This window comes from Aquimarina spinulae (assembly GCF_943373825.1).
In the GTDB taxonomy this organism is placed as follows: Bacteria; Bacteroidota; Bacteroidia; order Flavobacteriales; family Flavobacteriaceae; genus Aquimarina; species Aquimarina spinulae.
The window spans coordinates 1,549,028-1,568,350 of record NZ_CALSBP010000002.1; the positions used below are offsets into that span (position 1 = coordinate 1,549,028).

Consider the following 19,323-nt stretch of genomic DNA (forward strand, 5'->3'; position numbering starts at 1 on the left):
TTAGAATAAATAGGTTAAACTGGTCTTCTTTTATAAGTTACTCACAGCTGTAATCCTTACTTTATTATTACGATACTCTGCAATAGGGTTTTTAAGGGTTCCTACTAATTGTAAACTCTCTATAGGGTCTGCCAGATTCAGCATTTGTTTTGTATTGTTTAATTGTAATCTATTGAGGCAACATCTATCAAATTCTGATACAAAAAGGTCATATTTCTTGAATTGCGCTTCTAATTCAGGGTGTTTTCGTTGATATGTGTTAATACAATCGGCAACCAACTCCCAGAATAGTCCATCAGGATACTCACAATATTCTTCAAGTATATCTCCCATAAACCTAAAAAAGCAATCAAACACATCTGTAAAAATTGAAAGTACTTTCATCTTATCAGAAGTTTCGGTATACAGGCGTTTTACTTCTTCGGGTAAGTTTAATTCAGAATTAAAAACGATTACTTCTTCGGTAATATCTTTCATCAGTGCCTTTACAGGAGTATGATTCTCCATCACCATAATCAGATTTTCGCCATGTGGCATAAAAACCAACTCATAAGCATAGAAACAGTGTAATAACGGACTTAGGTAGCATTGTAGATATTTTTTTAACCAGGTTGCAATATCAAATGAAGAAGCTTGTATCAATTCTGCTAACAATGAAGTATTATCATTATCTATATGTAAAAAGGCAGCCATGGTCATTACCTGCTGACCTTCTTTAATCTTAGTCCCAGGAGCTTCTCTCCATAAAGCAGAAAGCATCTTATTACGAGCATTTGTCTTACCTAAAACTTCGTAATTAAGGTTTTTATATCCAACAGTAGCAACTTCACCCAACATGGTAAACCCTGTTTTTTTAAGGTATTTATCATCTTTAAGCAATTCTGTTATCCAAGCAGTGATATGGGGTGTGCTTTGCATATAATATGGAGAAAGACCTCGCATAAACCCCATGTTTAAAATAGATAGTGCTGTTTTTGTATATAATTTATCAGGAGCCGTTTTATTGTATAATGTTCTTATCGATTGTTGCGCAGAATACTGATCTTCTCCTTTTCCCAGAAACACAAGATCCATATTTGCAATATCTGCAGCAAAAATATGAATGATCTTATTATGCCATTGCCAGGGGTGAACGGGTATAAAAACATAGGATTCCATATCCAACCCTAAGTCTTCTAATGTAATATTAAATTTGGCTATGGTAGCGACACCAAGTTCTCGCCTCATTAGTGATTTATATTCAAATCCTTTTACTGCGGTAAATGTCGCTTTATCTTGATGACCAGCCAGCCATATAATCTGAAACGAATTATCGGTTTCGGGGGCATATTTAATGTAATCTTCGGCATCAAAACCTATTCGCCCATTATTAGCCACAAAACAAGGATGTCCTTCGGTCATTGCATGCTCTATTACCTGAAAGCTACATTGTGCTAATTCTTTTGAAGAGCATTTTTTATTGTGATATTTATATGCCGCACCAGATAAGGTACTGGTAATCTCTTCGAGATAGGTAGGCAACATGTCATCAGAAATTCCCAAAGTATTTCTAAATTCTAAAATAAAATGTATGGCATCTACAGTCACCAGATTTCCATTTCGTCTTTTCATAAGGCTATTTTCATCGATATGCCAATGATCAAGACTTCGTTTTTTAGCTTTAAACTCATAGGTAATTCCTGGTATATCTGAGACCAAAACAAAATGTCCCCAATATTTTTCCTGATACTGTGGTTTTGGTTGTAAGAGTAATTCGTGTGTAAATTCGCTAATTGCTTTCTTAACAAGGGCTCGATTTACTTTTTTCCAAACATCAAGTCTTAGATGATCAAGATTAACTTCTGGTTGGATTACCATATCTAACTTAGCCATTGATTTTATTTTTGTGTACTATATTTTTATTTTCTTCTCGTAAGAGTGCTTTCTTATAATCTTTCCTATCACAAAAAGCTAGTGCTGCTGTTTTATGAGGTAATTCAATTTCTTTATGATATTGAAACCCTGCTCGTTTATTGAGTACATGAATTTTTTCATTTCTCACATCTGGTTCTACAACAATGCGATTAGTTTGAGGATCACTAAACAGATATTCGAGAATAGTAGAAAATACATGCCAGGTAAAATTTGGAATCTTTTTTTTGATGGGGCTAACCAAAATATGCATCCCACGGTCTCTTTTTTCTGCCTTATAATATGCCGAAATAGGATCTTTTACAGCAAGGTAACGTTCCATTAAAAAAATAGGTTGGTTATTTAGTACGCCTATGAAAGCATCATGATGATCTGATTCGATTATTTCTTGATACGCAAGTCGTACTTCTTCTAAGGTATGTTCTTGCATACCCCAGTAAGTAGCATAAGACTTAGTAACCCAATCGTGGATAGTTTCTATATCTTTTTCTTTATCCAAAAGACGTAAATGTATATCTCCTAGTCCTTTAATAGTTCTAGAAAAAACTGTGGTTTGTATGGTTGCTGCGTTATTCATAAAAAGGATCTTATACTAGAGAGCTGGGTTTTTCTTTTTTAAAAGCAGCAATAGGGTTTTGTAATCGTCCTGCAAACTGAAGTAATGCAACAGGATCATCCAGATCAATCATCTGTTTATTGTTGCTTAATTGTAGCCTGTTAAGACACGATAGATGAAATTCTGGCGCAAAAAGATCGTATTGTTTAAATTTGGTTGCTTTTTCTGGATAGCGTTCCTGGTAATGTTGAATATTTTCTGCTACCAATTGCCAGAAATTCTCTTCAGAATATCCTGCGTGTTCAACCAAGATATGAGACATGAATCTAAAAAAACCATCAAAAATATCTGTGAAAATTGATAACAATTTCACATCTTCGGGAACAGGAGCATACATACGTTTCAGGTACTCTGGCAATTTAACTTTTGGACTAAGAATACAAGCTTCCTCGGTAATATCTTTCATTAATATTTTTACCGGTATGTTATTTTCTAATACCATGATGATATTTTCGCCGTGAGGCATAAACACCAAATCAAAATGATAAAAACAGTGTATTAGCGGACTTAGATATGCTTTAAAATAATCGTGTAACCATTCTGAGATAGATAGGCCTGAGGCAGCAATAATTTTGGGTAGTAATGCTTCTCCGGTTTGATCAATATGCAGAAAAGCAGCCATTGTGATTGGTTTTTGCCCGTCATCGATCATACCCATCGGGCTTTCTCTCCATAATGAAGCCAGCATTTTATTATAGTCATTATGTGGCCCAAACTCCTTGAAATATGGATTTACATAGCTAACAGAACCTATTTCTCCCAGCATTTTAAATCCTGTTTCTTTAATGTATGGATCATTATACAATAATTCTTCTAGCCAAACTGCCATTTTTGGGGCTGTACCCAAATAATATAAAGGCAATCCTCTCATAAATCCCATATTTAAGATAGAGAGAGCTGTTTTGGTATATAACTTATGGGGATTCGAAATATTAAATAATGTACGAATCGATTGTTGCGCCAGGTATTGATCAGGACCATAACCCAAGCAAATCAGGTTTCCTTTGGCAATCTCTGGAGAGAATATATTAGCTAATTTATTAAACCATTGCCAGGGATGCATCGGAATGAAGTAGTACTCATCTGGATCAAAACCCTTATTTTTTATTACAGTATTAAATGATGAAATTGTATCTGTATCTAATTCTTGTTCAATTAAGGTTTCATACGGTAAATCCTCGATAGCAGCATATACGGTATTACTTTTATGACCTGCTAACCATATGAGATAAAAAGAATTTCCGGCTTCAGGAGCATACGATCTATAATCACTACTATCAAATCCTATTCGGCCATTATTAGCCACAAAACCAGGGTGACCTTCCATCATTGATTGCTCGATAGTCTGAAAATCTGCAGAGACCAAATCTATAGCCAAAGGATTTCTTTTTACATGTTTAAAAGCACTTCCGTACAAGGTGCTAATAATTTCTTCGAGATATACGGGCATTGCAGTAGTATCAATCCCTAATTTTTCTCTAAACTCTTTGATAAATAAAATAGCATCTAGCCTTACCGATTTTTCGGATTCATATTTCTGAATAGAAACTTCGCTAATCCATAAATGATGTAATGCCAACTGTTTTCCTCTAAATTCATATCGAATCTCAGGATTATCGGCTTCCAAAGTATACCTATTCCAACCGTCTCCCAATTTTTCTACTATTCTAGGTTGTATAAGTAACTCATGGCTAAATTCGCATATTGCTTTTTTGATTAGTAAAGTATTTACTTTAACCCATAATTCTGGTTGTATATGGGATACAGATTGCTGGGGCGAAACGGCGTTGTCTAACGTATTCATTGCACTTCTTTTATGGATTTGTGGAAATAATTTAAGTTGGTTATGTTTTTGTCTGGTTAAGAAAGCGAGTTGTGCGGTTTTATGCGGAAGTTCGACAATAGTATCTAGCTGAAAGCCTACACGTTGGCAAATCGAAAACATTTTTTTATTTCGTATATCGGGCTCTACTATAATTCGATGTATTTTTTCATCCTGAAAAACAAAATTCATGATCGTATCAAACATATACCATGTAAAGTTTTCAATTTTACCTTCGGATGGTGGTGCTACTATAATATGAATACCACAGTCATTGCTCTGGGCTGGGTAATGCTTCCCGATAAGATCTTGTTGTGGGTGGTAACGTTCTAATACAAAAACAGGTTGTTCTCTATATACACCAACAAAAATATCATAATGATCTGGTCGTATTAATTTGGCATATTCGGCTTTTACTTTCTCAACCGAACTTTGTTGCATACCCCAGAATAAAGCATAATCCCGATTTACCCAATCGTGTAATACAATACTGTCTGTTTCAACATCAAAATGTCGTATATGAATATCACCAAAGTTCTTATATGATGATGAAAACTCATATCCTTCTTTTGCAGATGTTACTAAACCTGTATGTTCTTGTACTGACATATAAAATCTTTATGTTTTTGCTAGATTCTTTGCTTTTGCTCTAATTGTTGTTCTGATAAACATGAAATAGTACATTGCTAGTGTAATGAAAAAACCTGCTAATGCTACTGTAAATGGAATTTGTAACCCGTGTTGATCTACCACAATCCCTACCGAAAAAGAAGCTAGTAATACTCCCAGGTTTTGAAAAAAATGAACCTTACTGTAATCGATAGCATAAGAATTTGGTGAACTAAACTCAAACAGTAATACATCAAAACGTACTACTCCCTGAAAAATCGCCCAACCATAAATGATTCTTCCTACGATCACAATGGCCTCAACAGGAAGCCCTTGAAGTATGAGTCCAATCATTCCTAGAAATAATGCTGAAATGATGCTCTTATTTTTATTTTCCGGACTATACTTTGTATTGATCCACAGCGCAATTAATGCTACAAAACCAGGTATCGCATATATGCTTCCAGAAATTAATTTACCATCATAATCAGAGAGGCTTTCCCAATATAATGAGAAAAAAGGGCGGATTAGAAAATCACTAAAATATAAGATCATGGTTACTAACCCAATCTTAAGGATAAAACCTTGGGGAATAATTTTATCCTTAGCATCAAGAGTCGATTGAGTTTCAATAATTTTATTTGTATCATATTTTTTGCTACGCAGTACATACATGCTTATTCCCATTTGCATAAAATCTCCAGTGGCCATCACCAGAAAAATATAACTGGCATCAACGAGATCTACGGTCAATCCACCAATCACTGCTCCTAAAATCCCTCCTAGATGTACAACAACAGAGAGCACTCCTATCGTGCTTGTGTGTTCTTTTTTGGTAATAATTTTTAAGATATAGGGGTATACCAAAAGATAACTTCCTTTAAATAATACCATAATCAAGGATATGATCCAGAAATTAACATAAGAGGTGGTCCAATAACAGAATAATGCTAATATTCCTGCTATACATTGCGTATATACCAAAATATTAAGCTCGGACATTTTTTTTGATATATATGCCCAAAACGGAAATGCAATCATCACCATAAAGCAAATGGCAGCAAAATAGTACCCTACATATTTGGGATCTGTAATCCCAAAGCGAGCTTCAAAAAACTGTGGATAAAAGGGGTGTAGCAAATAATCGCTTACCACCGCTACCAGAGTCATAAGAATAAGGATCTTTTTTAGAGTCATTGTAGGGTTACAATTTATAGACCTTACAGATCTGCAAGGCCTGGTTTATGGTTTACCTTAAAACAGGTTTTTCCATACTAATTTCTTCTTCCTGAGTCACTTCAAATTGTTGAAAAGCAATACGTTTTTCTATCGGATAATACTCTTTTCCTGTTAGTTCTTTAATGATGAAAGAATTGCGATAACAAGCCATTCCTAAATCTGGAGTTACGAATCCGTGGGTATGTAATTCTACATTTTGCACATAGATGTCCTTACCTTGTTTATCGATACTATAATTGCGATGTACATCATATCGGTTTTTATCATCCCACTTAATCCGATCTGCGATACCTTCTATAAATTCTGGTTTCTGATAGGTATAGCCAGTTGCTAGTATCAATGCCTCTGTTTGATGACTGTATCGTTTATCTTGTTCAATTTGATGTAGTTCAAGATCAAAAGTATCGTGATTTTCATTATACGCTGCGGTGGTCAACTCAGAATTGGTACGTAATGATATCCTAACATCATTAGTCAACTGCTTGGTATAGATTAGATCATAGATATCTGCAATTAGATCTTGATTAATTCCTTTATAGAGATGTTTTTGATTTTGAATTAAATGATTCTTTTTACTCTGTGGCAGGTTATAGAAGTAATCTACATACTCTGGAGAAGTCATCTCTAGAGTTAATTTAGAATATTCTAATGGAAAGAACCTTGGGGATCTGGTAATCCAGTTTAATTGATATTCTTTTGTTTCAATCTCTTGCAAAAGATCATAAAAAATCTCTGCTGCACTTTGCCCGCTACCTAATATGGTAATAGATTTTTTGGATTGTACTACTGTTTTACTCTTTAAATATGATGAAGAGTGAAATGCTTTTCCTTCTAATTGCCTGCAGCATCCCGGAACATAAGGTTGAGTTCCTGTACCTAAAACCAATTTTCTTGCCTTGTATATTTTTAAGTCATCGGTCTGTGTACATTTTGAAGTAACAACGTAATACTCTTCTTTTTCATTATATTGTATATGAGTTACTTCGGTATTAAAAAACAGGTTAGGCAGTTTTTCTATTACCCATTGGCAATATTGATTGTATTCATTGCGAAGTAATAAGAAATTTTCTTTTATATAGAAGGAGTACATACGTCCTTGCTTTTTGATATAATTCAAAAAACTAAATGGGCTGGTAGGATCTGCAAGAGTTACCAAATCTGCCATAAACGGAATCTGTAATGTTGTATCCTGAAGTAACATCCCGGGATGCCAGTCAAACTTAGAACTTTTGTCTAAAAAAACTCCCTCTAGCCCATCAATAGGTTCGGTTAAACAAGCCAATCCCAGGTTAAAAGGACCAATCCCTACCGCTACAAAATCTATTATTTTAGTATCACTCATCATCGTATTATTTTAATTATTTGTGGCATAGATTAGCCCCTGTTCTTTGATCATTTTAACAACCTCTATCAGATCTTCTTTTGTTGTTCTCGGGTTTAACAAGGTAAATTTTAGGTAGGTTTTACCATTTAGTTTAGTACTGGCTACAGAAGCTTTACCCGCATTAAAAAGCGTATTTTTAATATATAGATTCACAGTATCCAAGATTTTTTCATCTGATACACCAGGAATCTTAAACCGAAATACAAGAGTGCTTAATTCTGGTTTGTGCGCTACTTCAAAATAGATATCATCCTTAATGATGTAATAGATTTCTCTGGCCAGGTGGTGTACTCTTTCTAGAAATCCTCCCAAATTTTTAGCTCCAGTTACTTTTAAAGTAAACCATAGTTTTAAAGCATCAAATCGTCGAGTAGTCTGAATAGATTTCTCAATCAAATCTGGATGTTCTTCATCCCTGTTTTCTATAGGATTAAGATAATCTGCGTAGTAAGAAATATATTTAAAATACTTTGTATCTCTAACCAGAAAGGCACTAGAGCATACTGGTTGAAACAAAGTTTTATGAAAATCGATTGTCATCGAATCGGCATATTCTACGCCATTAAACATATGTTTATGGGTATCGGTTAGGACATAACATCCTCCGTATGCTCCATCTACATGAAACCAGATATTATACTCATTTGCAATTTTAGAGATCGTTTGCAAAGGATCAAAGCTTCCAAAATCTGTTGTCCCAGCTGTAGCAACTATAGCAATTGGTATATTGCCTCGTTGTTTTTCTTTTTCTATAGCCTGTACCAGAGCATCTACTTTCATTTTCATCTTATCATCTGTTTCTACTGGTATTACAGCATCATATCCCATACCTAATAAAGCTGCATTTTTTTTGATACTGAAATGTGCTTTATTTGAACAAAAAATACGAAACTTACTAACCTCATCAGACCATCCATTCTCCTTTAAGTTGATTCCATAATGTGTAAATGCATAATGATCTCGAGCCATCAGAAGTGCCTTAAAATTGGATTGTGTACCCCCGCTGGTAAAAACACCATCTGATTCTGCGGGGAAATTCATTTCATTACAAATCCAACGAATCATCTCTTTTTCTATTAAAGTAGCAGACGTACTTTGATCCCAGGTTTCGATCGCTGTGTTAACAGATGAAGCTATTAAATCTCCTACCAATGCTGGTAATAAAACGGGACAATTAAGATGCGCTACATAATGAGGATGATGAAAAGAAATGGCATGGTCAAGAAACACATCTTTAATCTCTCGTAATGCCTGATCCAAAGATAAATTAGTTTGTGAATTTACTGAAATTCCTTCTTTACGAGACTTAAGCATTTCTGCAGATTCTCCACTATAAAAACAGTCATTATCTAAAAAGGTTTTAATATACTGAACAGCTTTTTGTATATATTCTTCGTATTCATATTTAGAATGAGCATCAAAAAGATAGTCAACCGCGAGGTCAGGTTTAAGGGTAATTTGGGTATCCAACATTATTATTTTTATTTAATCTAAATAAATTATAATGCAAAATTAGGTATCAATTGAAATAACTAAATGACGGAAATTGGATAAAAAATGACGTGAATATTTAACTAGGTGTTACTTAACACATATCTTATATTATTTTAAAATTATTTAAATAAATACCAAGGTTGTTTAAACATTTTTAACTCCTAAATAATTATAGTCTGAATGCCAAAAAGCTCAGCCTAATATATCTTATATAATTGATAAACAGTAGGTTACATAATGTTTAAATTATTATATTACCTTACCTCTGTATACCACTGCTTAGATCGAAGTATTCTAAAAACTGTATATAGGCATGTAGTAATGATCTAGATTCTAAACCGCTCTAGTTTAAATAGTCTGAAATTTCAACATATCTAACATCTTCTCTATCCTCATAAAAATCTTTCAAAACTGCTCGATGCGCTCCTCCTATAATAACTAAAAGCCTATCATCTTTTTGAGTTTGCATATCAATATTAGCCATAATATGAAAATTGCGTTCCCACCATTTTGAAACAAACTGTACTCCAATATAAGTCGAATCGGAAACGAACTGGGCAGTTCCTTTTAAGTATTGATTCTTATTTTTTAAATCTTCTTCATTTGAGTTTTTATACGCAAAGTATTCTAATAATGTTGTTGTTTTTAAACGCTTAGAGTCTTCTTGATCATTTTCTTTGATACTTGATAGGAAAGTTTCAAACTTTTGCTTTTCGTATTTTTCTGCATATTTAGACAATGGTCCAAAAGGAAGTGATATTTTTTGATCTATACAATAAAGCTTTTGGTGCCCTAACTCTTTGGCAAGACGAAAACCTAATTGGTCAATTTCATTAATACTTAGCGTATATATACCATTGAGATATTCTTTATAATCATCATTGAGTTTATCCTCTTTTCTGTAAGGATATTCGACCATAATTTTTGTTGGCCTGTATGTTTTAAGTGCTTCTATTAACAAACGAATTTCTTTTTGCCTTTTAGTCGACCTAAAATCATCAAGATCCATTGATGAATAATCTGAAGTAGTGGCAAAATGGAATGTACCAAATAAAGCAATACTAGGTGATTTTATTTTTTCTTTAGACGATTCTAGCGGTTTAGTTTTCTCACATGACAGAAATAATAAAATAACGGAAAATACTAGTACAGAAAACAGATTTTTAGGATTCATGGGTAACGCATTTATAGTAAAGATGTTAATTTACTCAAGTTGTTACAAAAAAAGGGAAGAATGATAAATAGCAATCAAAGAGTGATAAGTAATGACTGCTTTTTGAAATAAAAATTCTGAATATTCCTTAAAACGGAAGTAAACTCTCACAAAATGCATTGATAATTATTCATTTGCTTATATAGGAATAAGTAACGAGCATTTTGTGAGAGTTTACTTAGATATTCAAAAATAAAAGTTAGAGTTTATGTACTATCTCTTTTTTGACTAAGAAGTGGTTATTTTTTTGATTTCACTATACTCTTAATTGGTTTCCCAGCATTTTTTACAGGATATTCATTTCCCATAATCGCAGCAACAGTAGCCGCTATTTGATTACTGTATAATTGTTCGGTATTCTTTACCTCTCCCAAAACTGTTATTCCTTTTCCGAAAGTAACAATCCAAACCTGTCCTGCATTTTTTATCTTTGTTCCATGGCTCTTCCAGGTATCCAAAGGATCCGTTCCTCGACCATGATCTGTAGAGATAATAAAAACGGTATTATCTTTATAATACGCATCCTGTTGTGTAAACTCCCATAATTCTTTGATCATACCATCTGTATTATGAGCAGCTCTTAGGTAGGCTTCATAGTCTCCATCATGAGCAAAATCATCTGTTTCACCATATGCAATATACACCAAGTCTGGATGGTTTTTCTTCATATACTCTACTGCATAGTGGTGAGTAAAAGCATCTAAACGAACTGTACTCCAAGGGCTCGGAATCTGGTCTTGCAACTGGTTTAAAAATACTTCCCTTTGACTAAGATCATTTCCTGTTACAGCTTCAAAACCTGCATTAACAGGAACCCCAGAACGATCTTCATTTACGATATACGGAAATACATCCCAGCTTCCAAAGGCAGCTACTTTTCCTTTATAATCTGGTAGATTATTTGTTATTTCCAATACCGTTTTATTCGGGTTATTTATCTTTTTATTACTATTGATATTCTTATCATCTGCAACCCCGGTTAAGATCTCATTGTATCCCGGATATGAAAACCACATATTATTCGTTAGATCAACTTTACTTCCTGAGTTTCTATTTCCGTGTAGTTGACCTATAGTAGTGATTTTTTTCCAAAAAAATGGCATCAGAGCTTCTCTTCTCTCTTTTGCTTTTGACCTCCAAAAATCTGCTTTTAACTTTGTAGTATCATTTACATACGTCTTATTTGTTATCAATAGAGAATCGGCACCTGTATAAAGTTCTTGCCAGCGTAATCCATCTAAAGTGATCAAGATTACTTTTGGCGAATTTTCTTTTTGCGCATTGCCATTAACTGCAAACAAATGCAAAGCAAGAACGACTATAAAGATTATATTTTTTTTCATCTGTTTATATGTATTATTTTAGAAACCAGATGGAATCGCACACTAATCATTTTGGCTGGTATTACCGCTCTTAATTATGCTTATTCCATCTGATATTTTCTTATTTATTATGTTCTAAACATGATATCATTACCCTAAAACCTGGTGATCATTAGTTTTCCCACCAGCCTTTTATATTAATATCATTGCCTCCCATTTGGGAAATTGCCTGCTCGTAGCTCTCATTATTAAGTGTTTGTTCGCTATCGGGATATAAAAAACGTACTGGTACACGATCACCATTTACATTGTCTGGTCCCGGAACAATTGCCGAGGGTAATCCTGTTCTTCTGAAATCATACCAAGCCTCAAAACCAACCAAAAATGATGCTAACCATTTTTGAGTGATTATTGTTTCTAACTTATCATCATATGCCACACCAGTTTGTGCAAGATAAGTATTGATATCTTGATTAACCTCCCAATATTCAAAGGATAATCTCACTCCATTTTCGTATGATGTTTTAGCATCTGCGGTGATCCACCCTCGTTGTGCAGCTTCTGCAATGATAAAATGAACTTCGGCTGCTTGTATGATTGCTGCTTTTACACTATTTGGAGAATCATAAAAAAATGATTGATTAATTCTGGATACGTTACTGGCCCCACCATTAAATGTTGATGCATTATCTTCACTCAATCCATTAGTTAACCCTACAAAAAGATTAGGATCATCATCTGGATTATCTGTCGGCTGAAACCACTTTGACAGGCGTTGGTCATTAAATTGTTTCAAAACGGTCTCACTGGTTTCACTAAGTCGGTGTTCATCAAATCCTCCGATTCTACCTGTACTTATAGGCCATGAATCTATTTGTGTTGTTGCTGGATAGGGTACCGCCGCATTATCGGCATTGGTAGCTATAAAAATACCGCTATCTACTATCTCTTTCATTTCTGAAGAAACATCTACTTTGTTCGAAATTCTTAATAGATAACGTAGCCTTAAAGAGTTTGCCAGCTTTCTCCATTTTTCAAGATCGCCTCCATACAAAACATCGCCACCAAGAATAGGCTGTCCTATTGCCAATTGTTCTTCTGCTTTTTTTAAATCCAAGAGGATTGCGGTATAAATCTCTTGTTGATTATCGTATTTAGGAGTGAAGTTATTATTTTGGCCATCTATCGCTTCTGAAAAAGGAATATTTCCCCAATTATCTGTTAGAATAGAAAAGACATAAGATCTAAGGATTAATGCCATCCCTTCATAACTTGTATTTCTGGTTTCTTTTTGTAGTGAAGTCTTCAAAATAAGATCAATTTCTGGGAGAATCCCATAGTATTCATTCCATAATCCAGATTCTGACCCCCATTCATAACGATCAAAACCTGTAAAATTGATCTTTGCAGTTAACTGACCTACAATATTACCTCTATCCCATCCAGATTGCGCTGCTCTATTAGCCACAGTAGAGATAACTGTAGATATTAATAAATCTGAACTTACTTCTTCGGGTTGGTTGGGGTTAGCGTTCGTTTCTTCAAAATCATTAGTACAGGATAGTACTGATACTAATATTGTTAATATTACTATTATATATTTTTTCATCTTTATTGCTTTAGAAAGTTACATTTAGATTAATTCCATAGCTTCTAGAGCTTGGTAATGCCATATCTTCAACTCCTGGTACGATGGTTCCTCCATTAAAAGAGATTGTCTCTGGATCAAAATGAGGGTTTTCTGTCCATAATGCTAAATTTCTACCTACCAATGACAACGACAGGCTCTTAATAATTGTTTTCTTAAGGATTTTTTGAGGAAAATTATATCCCAAACGTACTTCTCGTAGTTTTAAGAAAGAGGCATCAAATATTCCTATTTCTTCGTTACCACGATTATAGCGCCACCAATAATAATCTCGTCCAGAGAGCACTACATCATTTGGTCTATAGCTTCCATCTGCATTTTGGATAACCCCTTCTGAGATGATTCCTGTTTCTCTTCCTACAGCAGTAAAATCCATCATTCCCGAAGTACCACCAATAAGGGTTGTTCTAGACATAATTTCTCCTCCCTGTCTCCAATCAAACAAGAACCCGAAATTAAATCCTTTATATGTAAAAGTATTCTGCCAACCCACAGTAAAATCGGGATTATAATTTCCTAATTTCTTTAAGTTTGGATCTCGTACAGAAAAGCCATCTTCATTATGTACTACCTGACCAAAAAACTGACTGTTAGGATCATCTACGGTTACCAGACCTGTACCATAAATATCACCCATTCTACCTCCGACCTGAGCTAATACATTAACATAATTAGAGGATATCTCATAAGTATCTAAATCATCTATTAAAGATTTTACTTCACCACGTGCACTGGTAAAGTTAACATTGGTCTCCCATGTAAATCCACCTTCACTTTTAATAGGTTTAGCATTCAATACAACCTCGAATCCTGTATTTTCGATTTCACCTGCATTAATAATCCTTGATCCAAATCCTGATGTATTCGATACGGGTAAGGTCAGAATTTGATTTTTTACAATAGATTTATAATAGGTTACATCAAATCCCAAACGATTATTAAAAAATCGGATATCTGCCCCAATTTCGGTTGATGAAGCTTCTTCTGGTTTCAAATTTTCGTTGCGCAATATATCTGATGCACTTACCCGTTGAAAATTACCAAAAGGCTCATTAAATGAGAATGTATTTCTAAGGGCATAGGGATCGGTATCGTTACCAACGACAGCCCAACCACCACGAAGTTTTACAAAAGAAAACATCTCTGGCAACTCTACCATATCAGACACGATAGCACTAAGACCTACCGATGGATAGAAATATGAATTATTGTCTTTTGGTAATGTACTGGACCAATCATTTCTACCTGTGATATCCAGAAAAAGGAAGTTTTTATACGAAAAGTTTGCAAATGCATATAATGAATTGATTTTACGCTTATCGTTAAATTGTGTTTTTGACAATGGTTCTGCCGAATTTTCAAAATTATAAATTCCGGGAACTGATAGCGAGTTTGCACTAATTCGTTTATATCGGTTTTCTTCTTCTCTGGTATTACCTCCCAATGATAATCCCATTGTAAAATCTTCATTTAGGGCTTTATTGTATTGTAGGAGAAAATCGGTGTTTTGCTCTTTGAAGAAAATATCATCTTCACGATACTGTCCTTTTGCAAATCGTTGAGTACTATAGGCACGTCTACTGGCGCGTAGTTCACTAAAATAATCAACACCTGTTCTTAACATAAGAGATAAACTAGGTGTGATATTTATATCTACTCTGGCATTACCAAAAATTCGATTTTTATCAAACCCATTAGTATTTTCATTCAATGTAAAAAATGGATTATCGTGCCAGTTATAGTTATAATTAAATTGCTGTCTCCCTTCGAGGCCGGGTTGCCAATAGTTTCGAAGAGAATTCATATCTATCTGACGCCCAAACCAAACCCATAAATACATGATATTCTCTGTACCATAAGAGTTATTTGGTCTATTATTACTTTTACTATTAACATAGTTAATCGATGAAGAAACCTTTAACCATTTTGTTAGATTATAAGAGCCATTTAATGCATATGTTCTTCTGTCATAATCTGTATTTGGAAGAATGCCTTCACTTTCCAAATTGGTTAAAGAAAGTCTTAAATTTCCAAATTCATTACCACCTGTTAAAGCCAGGTTTGTTGTTATTGTTGATCCTGTTCTGAAAAAATCTTCAATATTATCGGGATTAGATTTCCATGGTGTAGGAATAATTTCATCTGCAAAAGTACCATCGGCATTCCTTGGTCTTACTGCAAAATCTCCTGCTCTAAAACCACTAGTTGTTGGGCTATCATGTTGAGGAATTAATTGACCATTTAAACGCGGTCCCCAGCTCTCATCAATATTATCATTAACACCGCCTCCAAATCCATCAAGAAATGCAAATTCTCCTCCTGCTCCCTGACCGTATTGGTTTTGATACTTTGGTATTCGTAATGCATTTTCGAAAGTTACATTTTGAGTAAAACTAATCCCTAATCCTTTTGTTCTTTCGGCAGATTTCGTAGTTATTAAAACGACTCCGTTTAATCCACGAGATCCGTAAAGAGCTGTTGCATTAGGCCCTTTAAGGATAGAGACAGATTTAACATCATCTGGATTAATATCCTGTGCTCCATTACCATAATCTGTTTCGAGATTTCCTTCGGCTCGATTGCTAATTGTACGGTTACTTATCGGAATACCATCTACTACAAACAAAGGAGAATTATTTCCCGGAATAAGAGAACCTTCTCCACGTATTGTAATTAGCGAAGTTGATCCTACACCCGATCCTCCTCCTGTTATTTGAACTCCTGCTGCACGACCAGCTAATGAGTTCGTAACATTCGTTTCTCTGGCCGTTGTAAGTTGATCTCCCTGCACTTCTTGCACCGAGTACCCTAATCGTTTTTTTTCTTTCTCTATACCCAAAGCTGTGACTACAACTTCGTCCAGAGCTTCTGCAGAAGCAATGAGTTCAATACTTCCCAAATTTTTAATTTCCCCTGGATGTATTGTAATTGAAATCACCTTATCTTCAAAACCAAGATAAGAAATAGCAATACTGTATTGCCCTTCCTGAATTCCAACGATTTCAAAATTACCATCAAAATCTGTTACTACCCCTTTTTGAGTTTCCTGAAGCATAACATTTGCTCCGGGAAGCGGGGTTTGACCGTCTGTAATTATTCCCTTAATACTAGATTCCTGACCGCTGACTACCGTAGAAAAAAAGTAAAATAATACTGAAAAAAGTGTTAATGAACTTTTCATTTGTTAAGTTTAAATTTTACTAATACTAAATTTACCAGCCAAAATTGTATATAAATTTTAATATTAGTAAAATAGAAACGTTATTTAATCATTACTATAATAATGACAAATCGTAAACCTAACGTTAAAAAGATTAACTTAATTTAACCTCGATTTCTAGTTTTTAGGAATGAGGTGTTCTTTTTAAAAAAATTACTTCAAAAAGAAATAATTGTTTAGAATAAAGCATGAATCAACCTACAAAGAAGAGTTCTTGTTATGAATTGAAATTCTGCAGCACTAAAAAAGGTGAAGTCTTACCGAGGAATGAATACGTCGTAAAAGACCAATATTTTGTAGACAAGGGAGTTTTAGAACAAACTCATGATCATCGTCTATTTCTATGCCTTCTTACATCGACAACATTAAAAATTTTGGCCACATCTTTTAGATGCACTTCAATATCATCATAATAATCATTTAAAGAATGAAGGGTTAGTATTCCTTTTTCAACATCGTGCTCTATAATTCTTTTTAGAAGAATACCCTCTTCTTTATGCACGATTACAAAATCCCATTTATTAATATGTAATTTACTATTCCAAAAATCCTGCCTCACATCTCTACAAAGGATAAGATCACCTTCAAGATAACTTTCATAACTACCATTATCCATCGAATCTCCTTTTACCTCAAAAAACACATAATTACCTTTATATTGTCTATCTGCCAGATATGGCATTTTTGGTAATTCTCCTACATAACCTTCATTTTCAAAACCACTTAAATATCCTGCATATGCATATTGATTTACCAAAGGAATCATCATAACATTAACAGAATTTGAATTAACCTGCCCGGTATCATTAGTAGGCTCCATACGATGAATCATTTCGGCTGCATCATTGTTAAGTTTAATATTTTGAACTACGGCCAATAATTCTAAAGGAGGAACTTTTAAAACATCCGATATTTTTAGAAAAGCTTCTAAAGTAATAGCTGTTTTCCCTTTCATATAATTGAAAAGAGTTCCTTTCTTAATCCCTGTTTCTTCAATTAAATCCTTGATTAACTTGCCTTTTTCGTCTGCTATTTCCTTAATCTTTTGTAAATCCATATTCAAAAAGTTAATATTATAAACTTTACAATTTAAAAGTATATTACACGTTTCAATTAAATCAAAATATTAAACTATTATTTTGCATAGTTCAATATTTTAAACTATATTTGTGTTGCTCACAAACAAATATACAAAAAAATGAACAAAAAGAAATTCTCACCTGTATTAAGTCCTATTAAATTGGATTACACCCCGTACTACTCCACTAAAGAAGTTGAAAATTTTGAATTTTAAGATAAGTTGAAAACTTATCATAAATCAGAATAAAAGTGTATTAAAAACAGTAATCATAAAAGAAAAATAAGTTATGGGTATTATTATTAAACACATTAAAACTATAGAACGAATAGATCAACTTACTCGTTTACAAGCTACAGGATCACCAGAACAATTAGCATCTCGTCTGGGGATTTCAAAAACAAAACTCTACCGTATTATAGATCTCATGAAAGAATTAAATGCGCCTATTAACTATGATGTTTCTATACAAAGTTATGTATATGTAGAAGACGTAGGTTTTAAGTTCGGGTTCTACTCAAAAGAACAAAATTCTAATACCAGATCTCATCTAGCATCAGTTTTGTGATCTTTAGGGGAGCAAACGTAATCATGACCACATAGATTGCATATTTTGACACATTTTAATACTGTATAATCAAACTCCTTTTTCAACTTATCTTTTTCAGTTTATAAATGCCTAATTTTTGATGACGGATCGTTAATTTCTGTCATGATTATTTCACTTTTAAGAAAAGTACGCTCTCTTATCTAATATAATTGTAAACCTTCTGATTTTAAGCAATAACCATCCTTTTTTCCCTTCTTTTTTATGGTAAAACCCTTGCTATAAACTTCAAAAACACCACTGTAAACTCCTAAAAAACACGGGTTTATACCTATAGGAAATGTTTTGATTTAAAGGTATCTTAGTACAAGAGTACATTCATACTCAATACACCAACTCACACACACAAATCAAAAAGTAAATAGCAATGCCAATAAATTTCAACTATTTCTTTAAACCCGGGCTTTATGGATTTACAACGAAGAGAATTATATCCTTATGTATAGTTATACTCTTTTTATGTTTTCCAAATCAATCATCGTGCGTGTTAGCATCCAGTCCTGTAGTGAAATTTAACACCTCTAATATTAATCCTATTGCTTTGAAAGAATTTCAACCTCTTGCTGTAGCAATTGAAACGGCAAAACTCAATACTTGTAAGATTGAAATTACTAGTTTTACCGGAGAATCAATTACTGTAGCCTTTTCGGGACTTCCTGCTAATCAACCATCAACATACAAAAATTTTATAGCTATTTGGGAATCATCTGTTATTCCCTGGACAGTAGAGCCCTTAAAAATGATAGAAATAGGGGTTAATACTCAAAGTGGCACTGTTACTATTGATGGCCTTACTATTACATATAATAGCTATGTAGTGGGATACGGTGTAGGTTCTGGAACAGGAAATATTTGTGCCAGTGCGATTCTGGGTGCAGGGGGTATCAAAGCACCGCTGTCTAATGTACATATTGGAATTGAAAATTTAGGGCAAACTTCATTATCAGTTTTCTACCAAACTCTTTCGGGCTACCTGCCCAAAAAAAAACGGAAATTGGGTTGGGTTATGGAAAGGCTATGCTTCGCCATATAACCTACCTCCTGATGCTCTTATTAAAACAAAAATAGATAGTTACTCTAATCAAGGGATTGTAGCGCTAAACAACCTATCACTAGGTAGAGATACAGAATATACCTTAATATACTTTATGGGGGCAGAT

13 protein-coding genes are annotated in these 19,323 nt (G+C 33.9%); 2 read left to right on the top strand and 11 right to left on the bottom strand.

The features are described from left to right. Positions 1 to 30 precede the first annotated feature (30 nt). The 11 genes from NNH57_RS12450 to NNH57_RS12500 all read right to left on the bottom strand — a co-directional run bounded on the left by NNH57_RS12450 (position 31) and on the right by NNH57_RS12500 (position 17,535). A complete protein-coding gene (locus NNH57_RS12450) occupies positions 31 to 1,872 on the bottom strand; it encodes an IucA/IucC family protein (RefSeq protein WP_074407450.1) in 1,842 nt (613 codons plus the stop codon). Further along, positions 1,865 to 2,488: a GNAT family N-acetyltransferase gene (locus tag NNH57_RS12455; protein WP_199915448.1), complete on the bottom strand. Its 624-nt coding sequence runs from the start codon at positions 2,486 to 2,488 to the stop codon at positions 1,865 to 1,867. The genes NNH57_RS12450 and NNH57_RS12455 overlap by 8 nt, the downstream gene beginning before the upstream one ends. Positions 2,489 to 2,498: 10 nt before the next feature. Beyond that, a complete protein-coding gene (locus NNH57_RS12460; RefSeq protein ID WP_108809106.1) occupies positions 2,499 to 4,958 on the bottom strand; it encodes a GNAT family N-acetyltransferase in 2,460 nt (819 codons plus the stop codon). A 9-nt stretch (positions 4,959 to 4,967) separates the two neighbouring features. Further along, the gene (locus NNH57_RS12465) at positions 4,968 to 6,155 is read right to left on the bottom strand and encodes an MFS transporter (protein WP_234423445.1); all 1,188 of its coding nucleotides are present in this window, start codon (positions 6,153 to 6,155) and stop codon (positions 4,968 to 4,970) included. Positions 6,156 to 6,207: 52 nt separating this feature from the next. Next, positions 6,208 to 7,539 carry a lysine N(6)-hydroxylase/L-ornithine N(5)-oxygenase family protein gene (locus NNH57_RS12470; protein ID WP_074407448.1) on the bottom strand — a complete coding sequence of 444 codons (1,332 nt, stop codon included), beginning with the start codon at positions 7,537 to 7,539 and terminating at the stop codon, positions 6,208 to 6,210. 12 nt (positions 7,540 to 7,551) lie between these two features. Continuing rightward, a complete protein-coding gene (locus NNH57_RS12475; RefSeq protein ID WP_074407447.1) occupies positions 7,552 to 9,054 on the bottom strand; it encodes a pyridoxal phosphate-dependent decarboxylase family protein in 1,503 nt (500 codons plus the stop codon). A gap of 364 nt (positions 9,055 to 9,418) precedes the next feature. Beyond that, positions 9,419 to 10,249, bottom strand: a complete 831-nt coding sequence (locus NNH57_RS12480) for a DUF5694 domain-containing protein (protein ID WP_108809105.1) — start codon at positions 10,247 to 10,249, stop codon at positions 9,419 to 9,421. A gap of 278 nt (positions 10,250 to 10,527) precedes the next feature. Beyond that, a complete protein-coding gene (locus tag NNH57_RS12485; RefSeq protein WP_074407445.1) occupies positions 10,528 to 11,631 on the bottom strand; it encodes an alkaline phosphatase family protein in 1,104 nt (367 codons plus the stop codon). A 151-nt stretch (positions 11,632 to 11,782) separates the two neighbouring features. Continuing rightward, the gene (locus NNH57_RS12490; RefSeq protein WP_108809104.1) at positions 11,783 to 13,219 is read right to left on the bottom strand and encodes a SusD/RagB family nutrient-binding outer membrane lipoprotein; all 1,437 of its coding nucleotides are present in this window, start codon (positions 13,217 to 13,219) and stop codon (positions 11,783 to 11,785) included. 10 nt (positions 13,220 to 13,229) lie between these two features. Continuing rightward, on the bottom strand, positions 13,230 to 16,439 hold the full coding sequence (locus NNH57_RS12495) for a SusC/RagA family TonB-linked outer membrane protein (protein WP_108809103.1): 3,210 nt from the start codon (positions 16,437 to 16,439) through the stop codon (positions 13,230 to 13,232). Between the two features lie 367 nt (positions 16,440 to 16,806). Then, positions 16,807 to 17,535 carry a LexA family transcriptional regulator gene (locus NNH57_RS12500; protein ID WP_074407442.1) on the bottom strand — a complete coding sequence of 243 codons (729 nt, stop codon included), beginning with the start codon at positions 17,533 to 17,535 and terminating at the stop codon, positions 16,807 to 16,809. Positions 17,536 to 17,845: 310 nt separating this feature from the next. On the opposite strand from NNH57_RS12500, the gene NNH57_RS12505 reads away from it, so the two are divergent. Next, the gene (locus NNH57_RS12505; RefSeq protein ID WP_074407441.1) at positions 17,846 to 18,124 is read left to right on the top strand and encodes a hypothetical protein; all 279 of its coding nucleotides are present in this window, start codon (positions 17,846 to 17,848) and stop codon (positions 18,122 to 18,124) included. 406 nt (positions 18,125 to 18,530) lie between these two features. Then, positions 18,531 to 19,196 carry a hypothetical protein gene (locus NNH57_RS12510; RefSeq protein WP_254504169.1) on the top strand — a complete coding sequence of 222 codons (666 nt, stop codon included), beginning with the start codon at positions 18,531 to 18,533 and terminating at the stop codon, positions 19,194 to 19,196. Positions 19,197 to 19,323 lie beyond the last annotated feature (127 nt).

Excerpts from the sequence above, each read along its gene's own strand:
- NNH57_RS12450 (WP_074407450.1), bottom strand. The coding sequence starts at position 1,872 with ATGGCTAAGTTAGATATGGTAATCCAACCAGAAGTTAATCTTGATCAT.
- NNH57_RS12455 (WP_199915448.1), bottom strand. The coding sequence starts at position 2,488 with ATGAATAACGCAGCAACCATACAAACCACAGTTTTTTCTAGAACTATT.
- NNH57_RS12460 (WP_108809106.1), bottom strand. The coding sequence starts at position 4,958 with ATGTCAGTACAAGAACATACAGGTTTAGTAACATCTGCAAAAGAAGGA.
- NNH57_RS12465 (WP_234423445.1), bottom strand. The coding sequence starts at position 6,155 with ATGACTCTAAAAAAGATCCTTATTCTTATGACTCTGGTAGCGGTGGTA.
- NNH57_RS12470 (WP_074407448.1), bottom strand. The coding sequence starts at position 7,539 with ATGAGTGATACTAAAATAATAGATTTTGTAGCGGTAGGGATTGGTCCT.
- NNH57_RS12475 (WP_074407447.1), bottom strand. The coding sequence starts at position 9,054 with ATGTTGGATACCCAAATTACCCTTAAACCTGACCTCGCGGTTGACTAT.
- NNH57_RS12480 (WP_108809105.1), bottom strand. The coding sequence starts at position 10,249 with ATGAATCCTAAAAATCTGTTTTCTGTACTAGTATTTTCCGTTATTTTA.
- NNH57_RS12485 (WP_074407445.1), bottom strand. The coding sequence starts at position 11,631 with ATGAAAAAAAATATAATCTTTATAGTCGTTCTTGCTTTGCATTTGTTT.
- NNH57_RS12490 (WP_108809104.1), bottom strand. The coding sequence starts at position 13,219 with ATGAAAAAATATATAATAGTAATATTAACAATATTAGTATCAGTACTA.
- NNH57_RS12495 (WP_108809103.1), bottom strand. The coding sequence starts at position 16,439 with ATGAAAAGTTCATTAACACTTTTTTCAGTATTATTTTACTTTTTTTCT.
- NNH57_RS12500 (WP_074407442.1), bottom strand. The coding sequence starts at position 17,535 with ATGGATTTACAAAAGATTAAGGAAATAGCAGACGAAAAAGGCAAGTTA.
- NNH57_RS12505 (WP_074407441.1), top strand. The coding sequence starts at position 17,846 with ATGGGTATTATTATTAAACACATTAAAACTATAGAACGAATAGATCAA.
- NNH57_RS12510 (WP_254504169.1), top strand. The coding sequence starts at position 18,531 with ATGCCAATAAATTTCAACTATTTCTTTAAACCCGGGCTTTATGGATTT.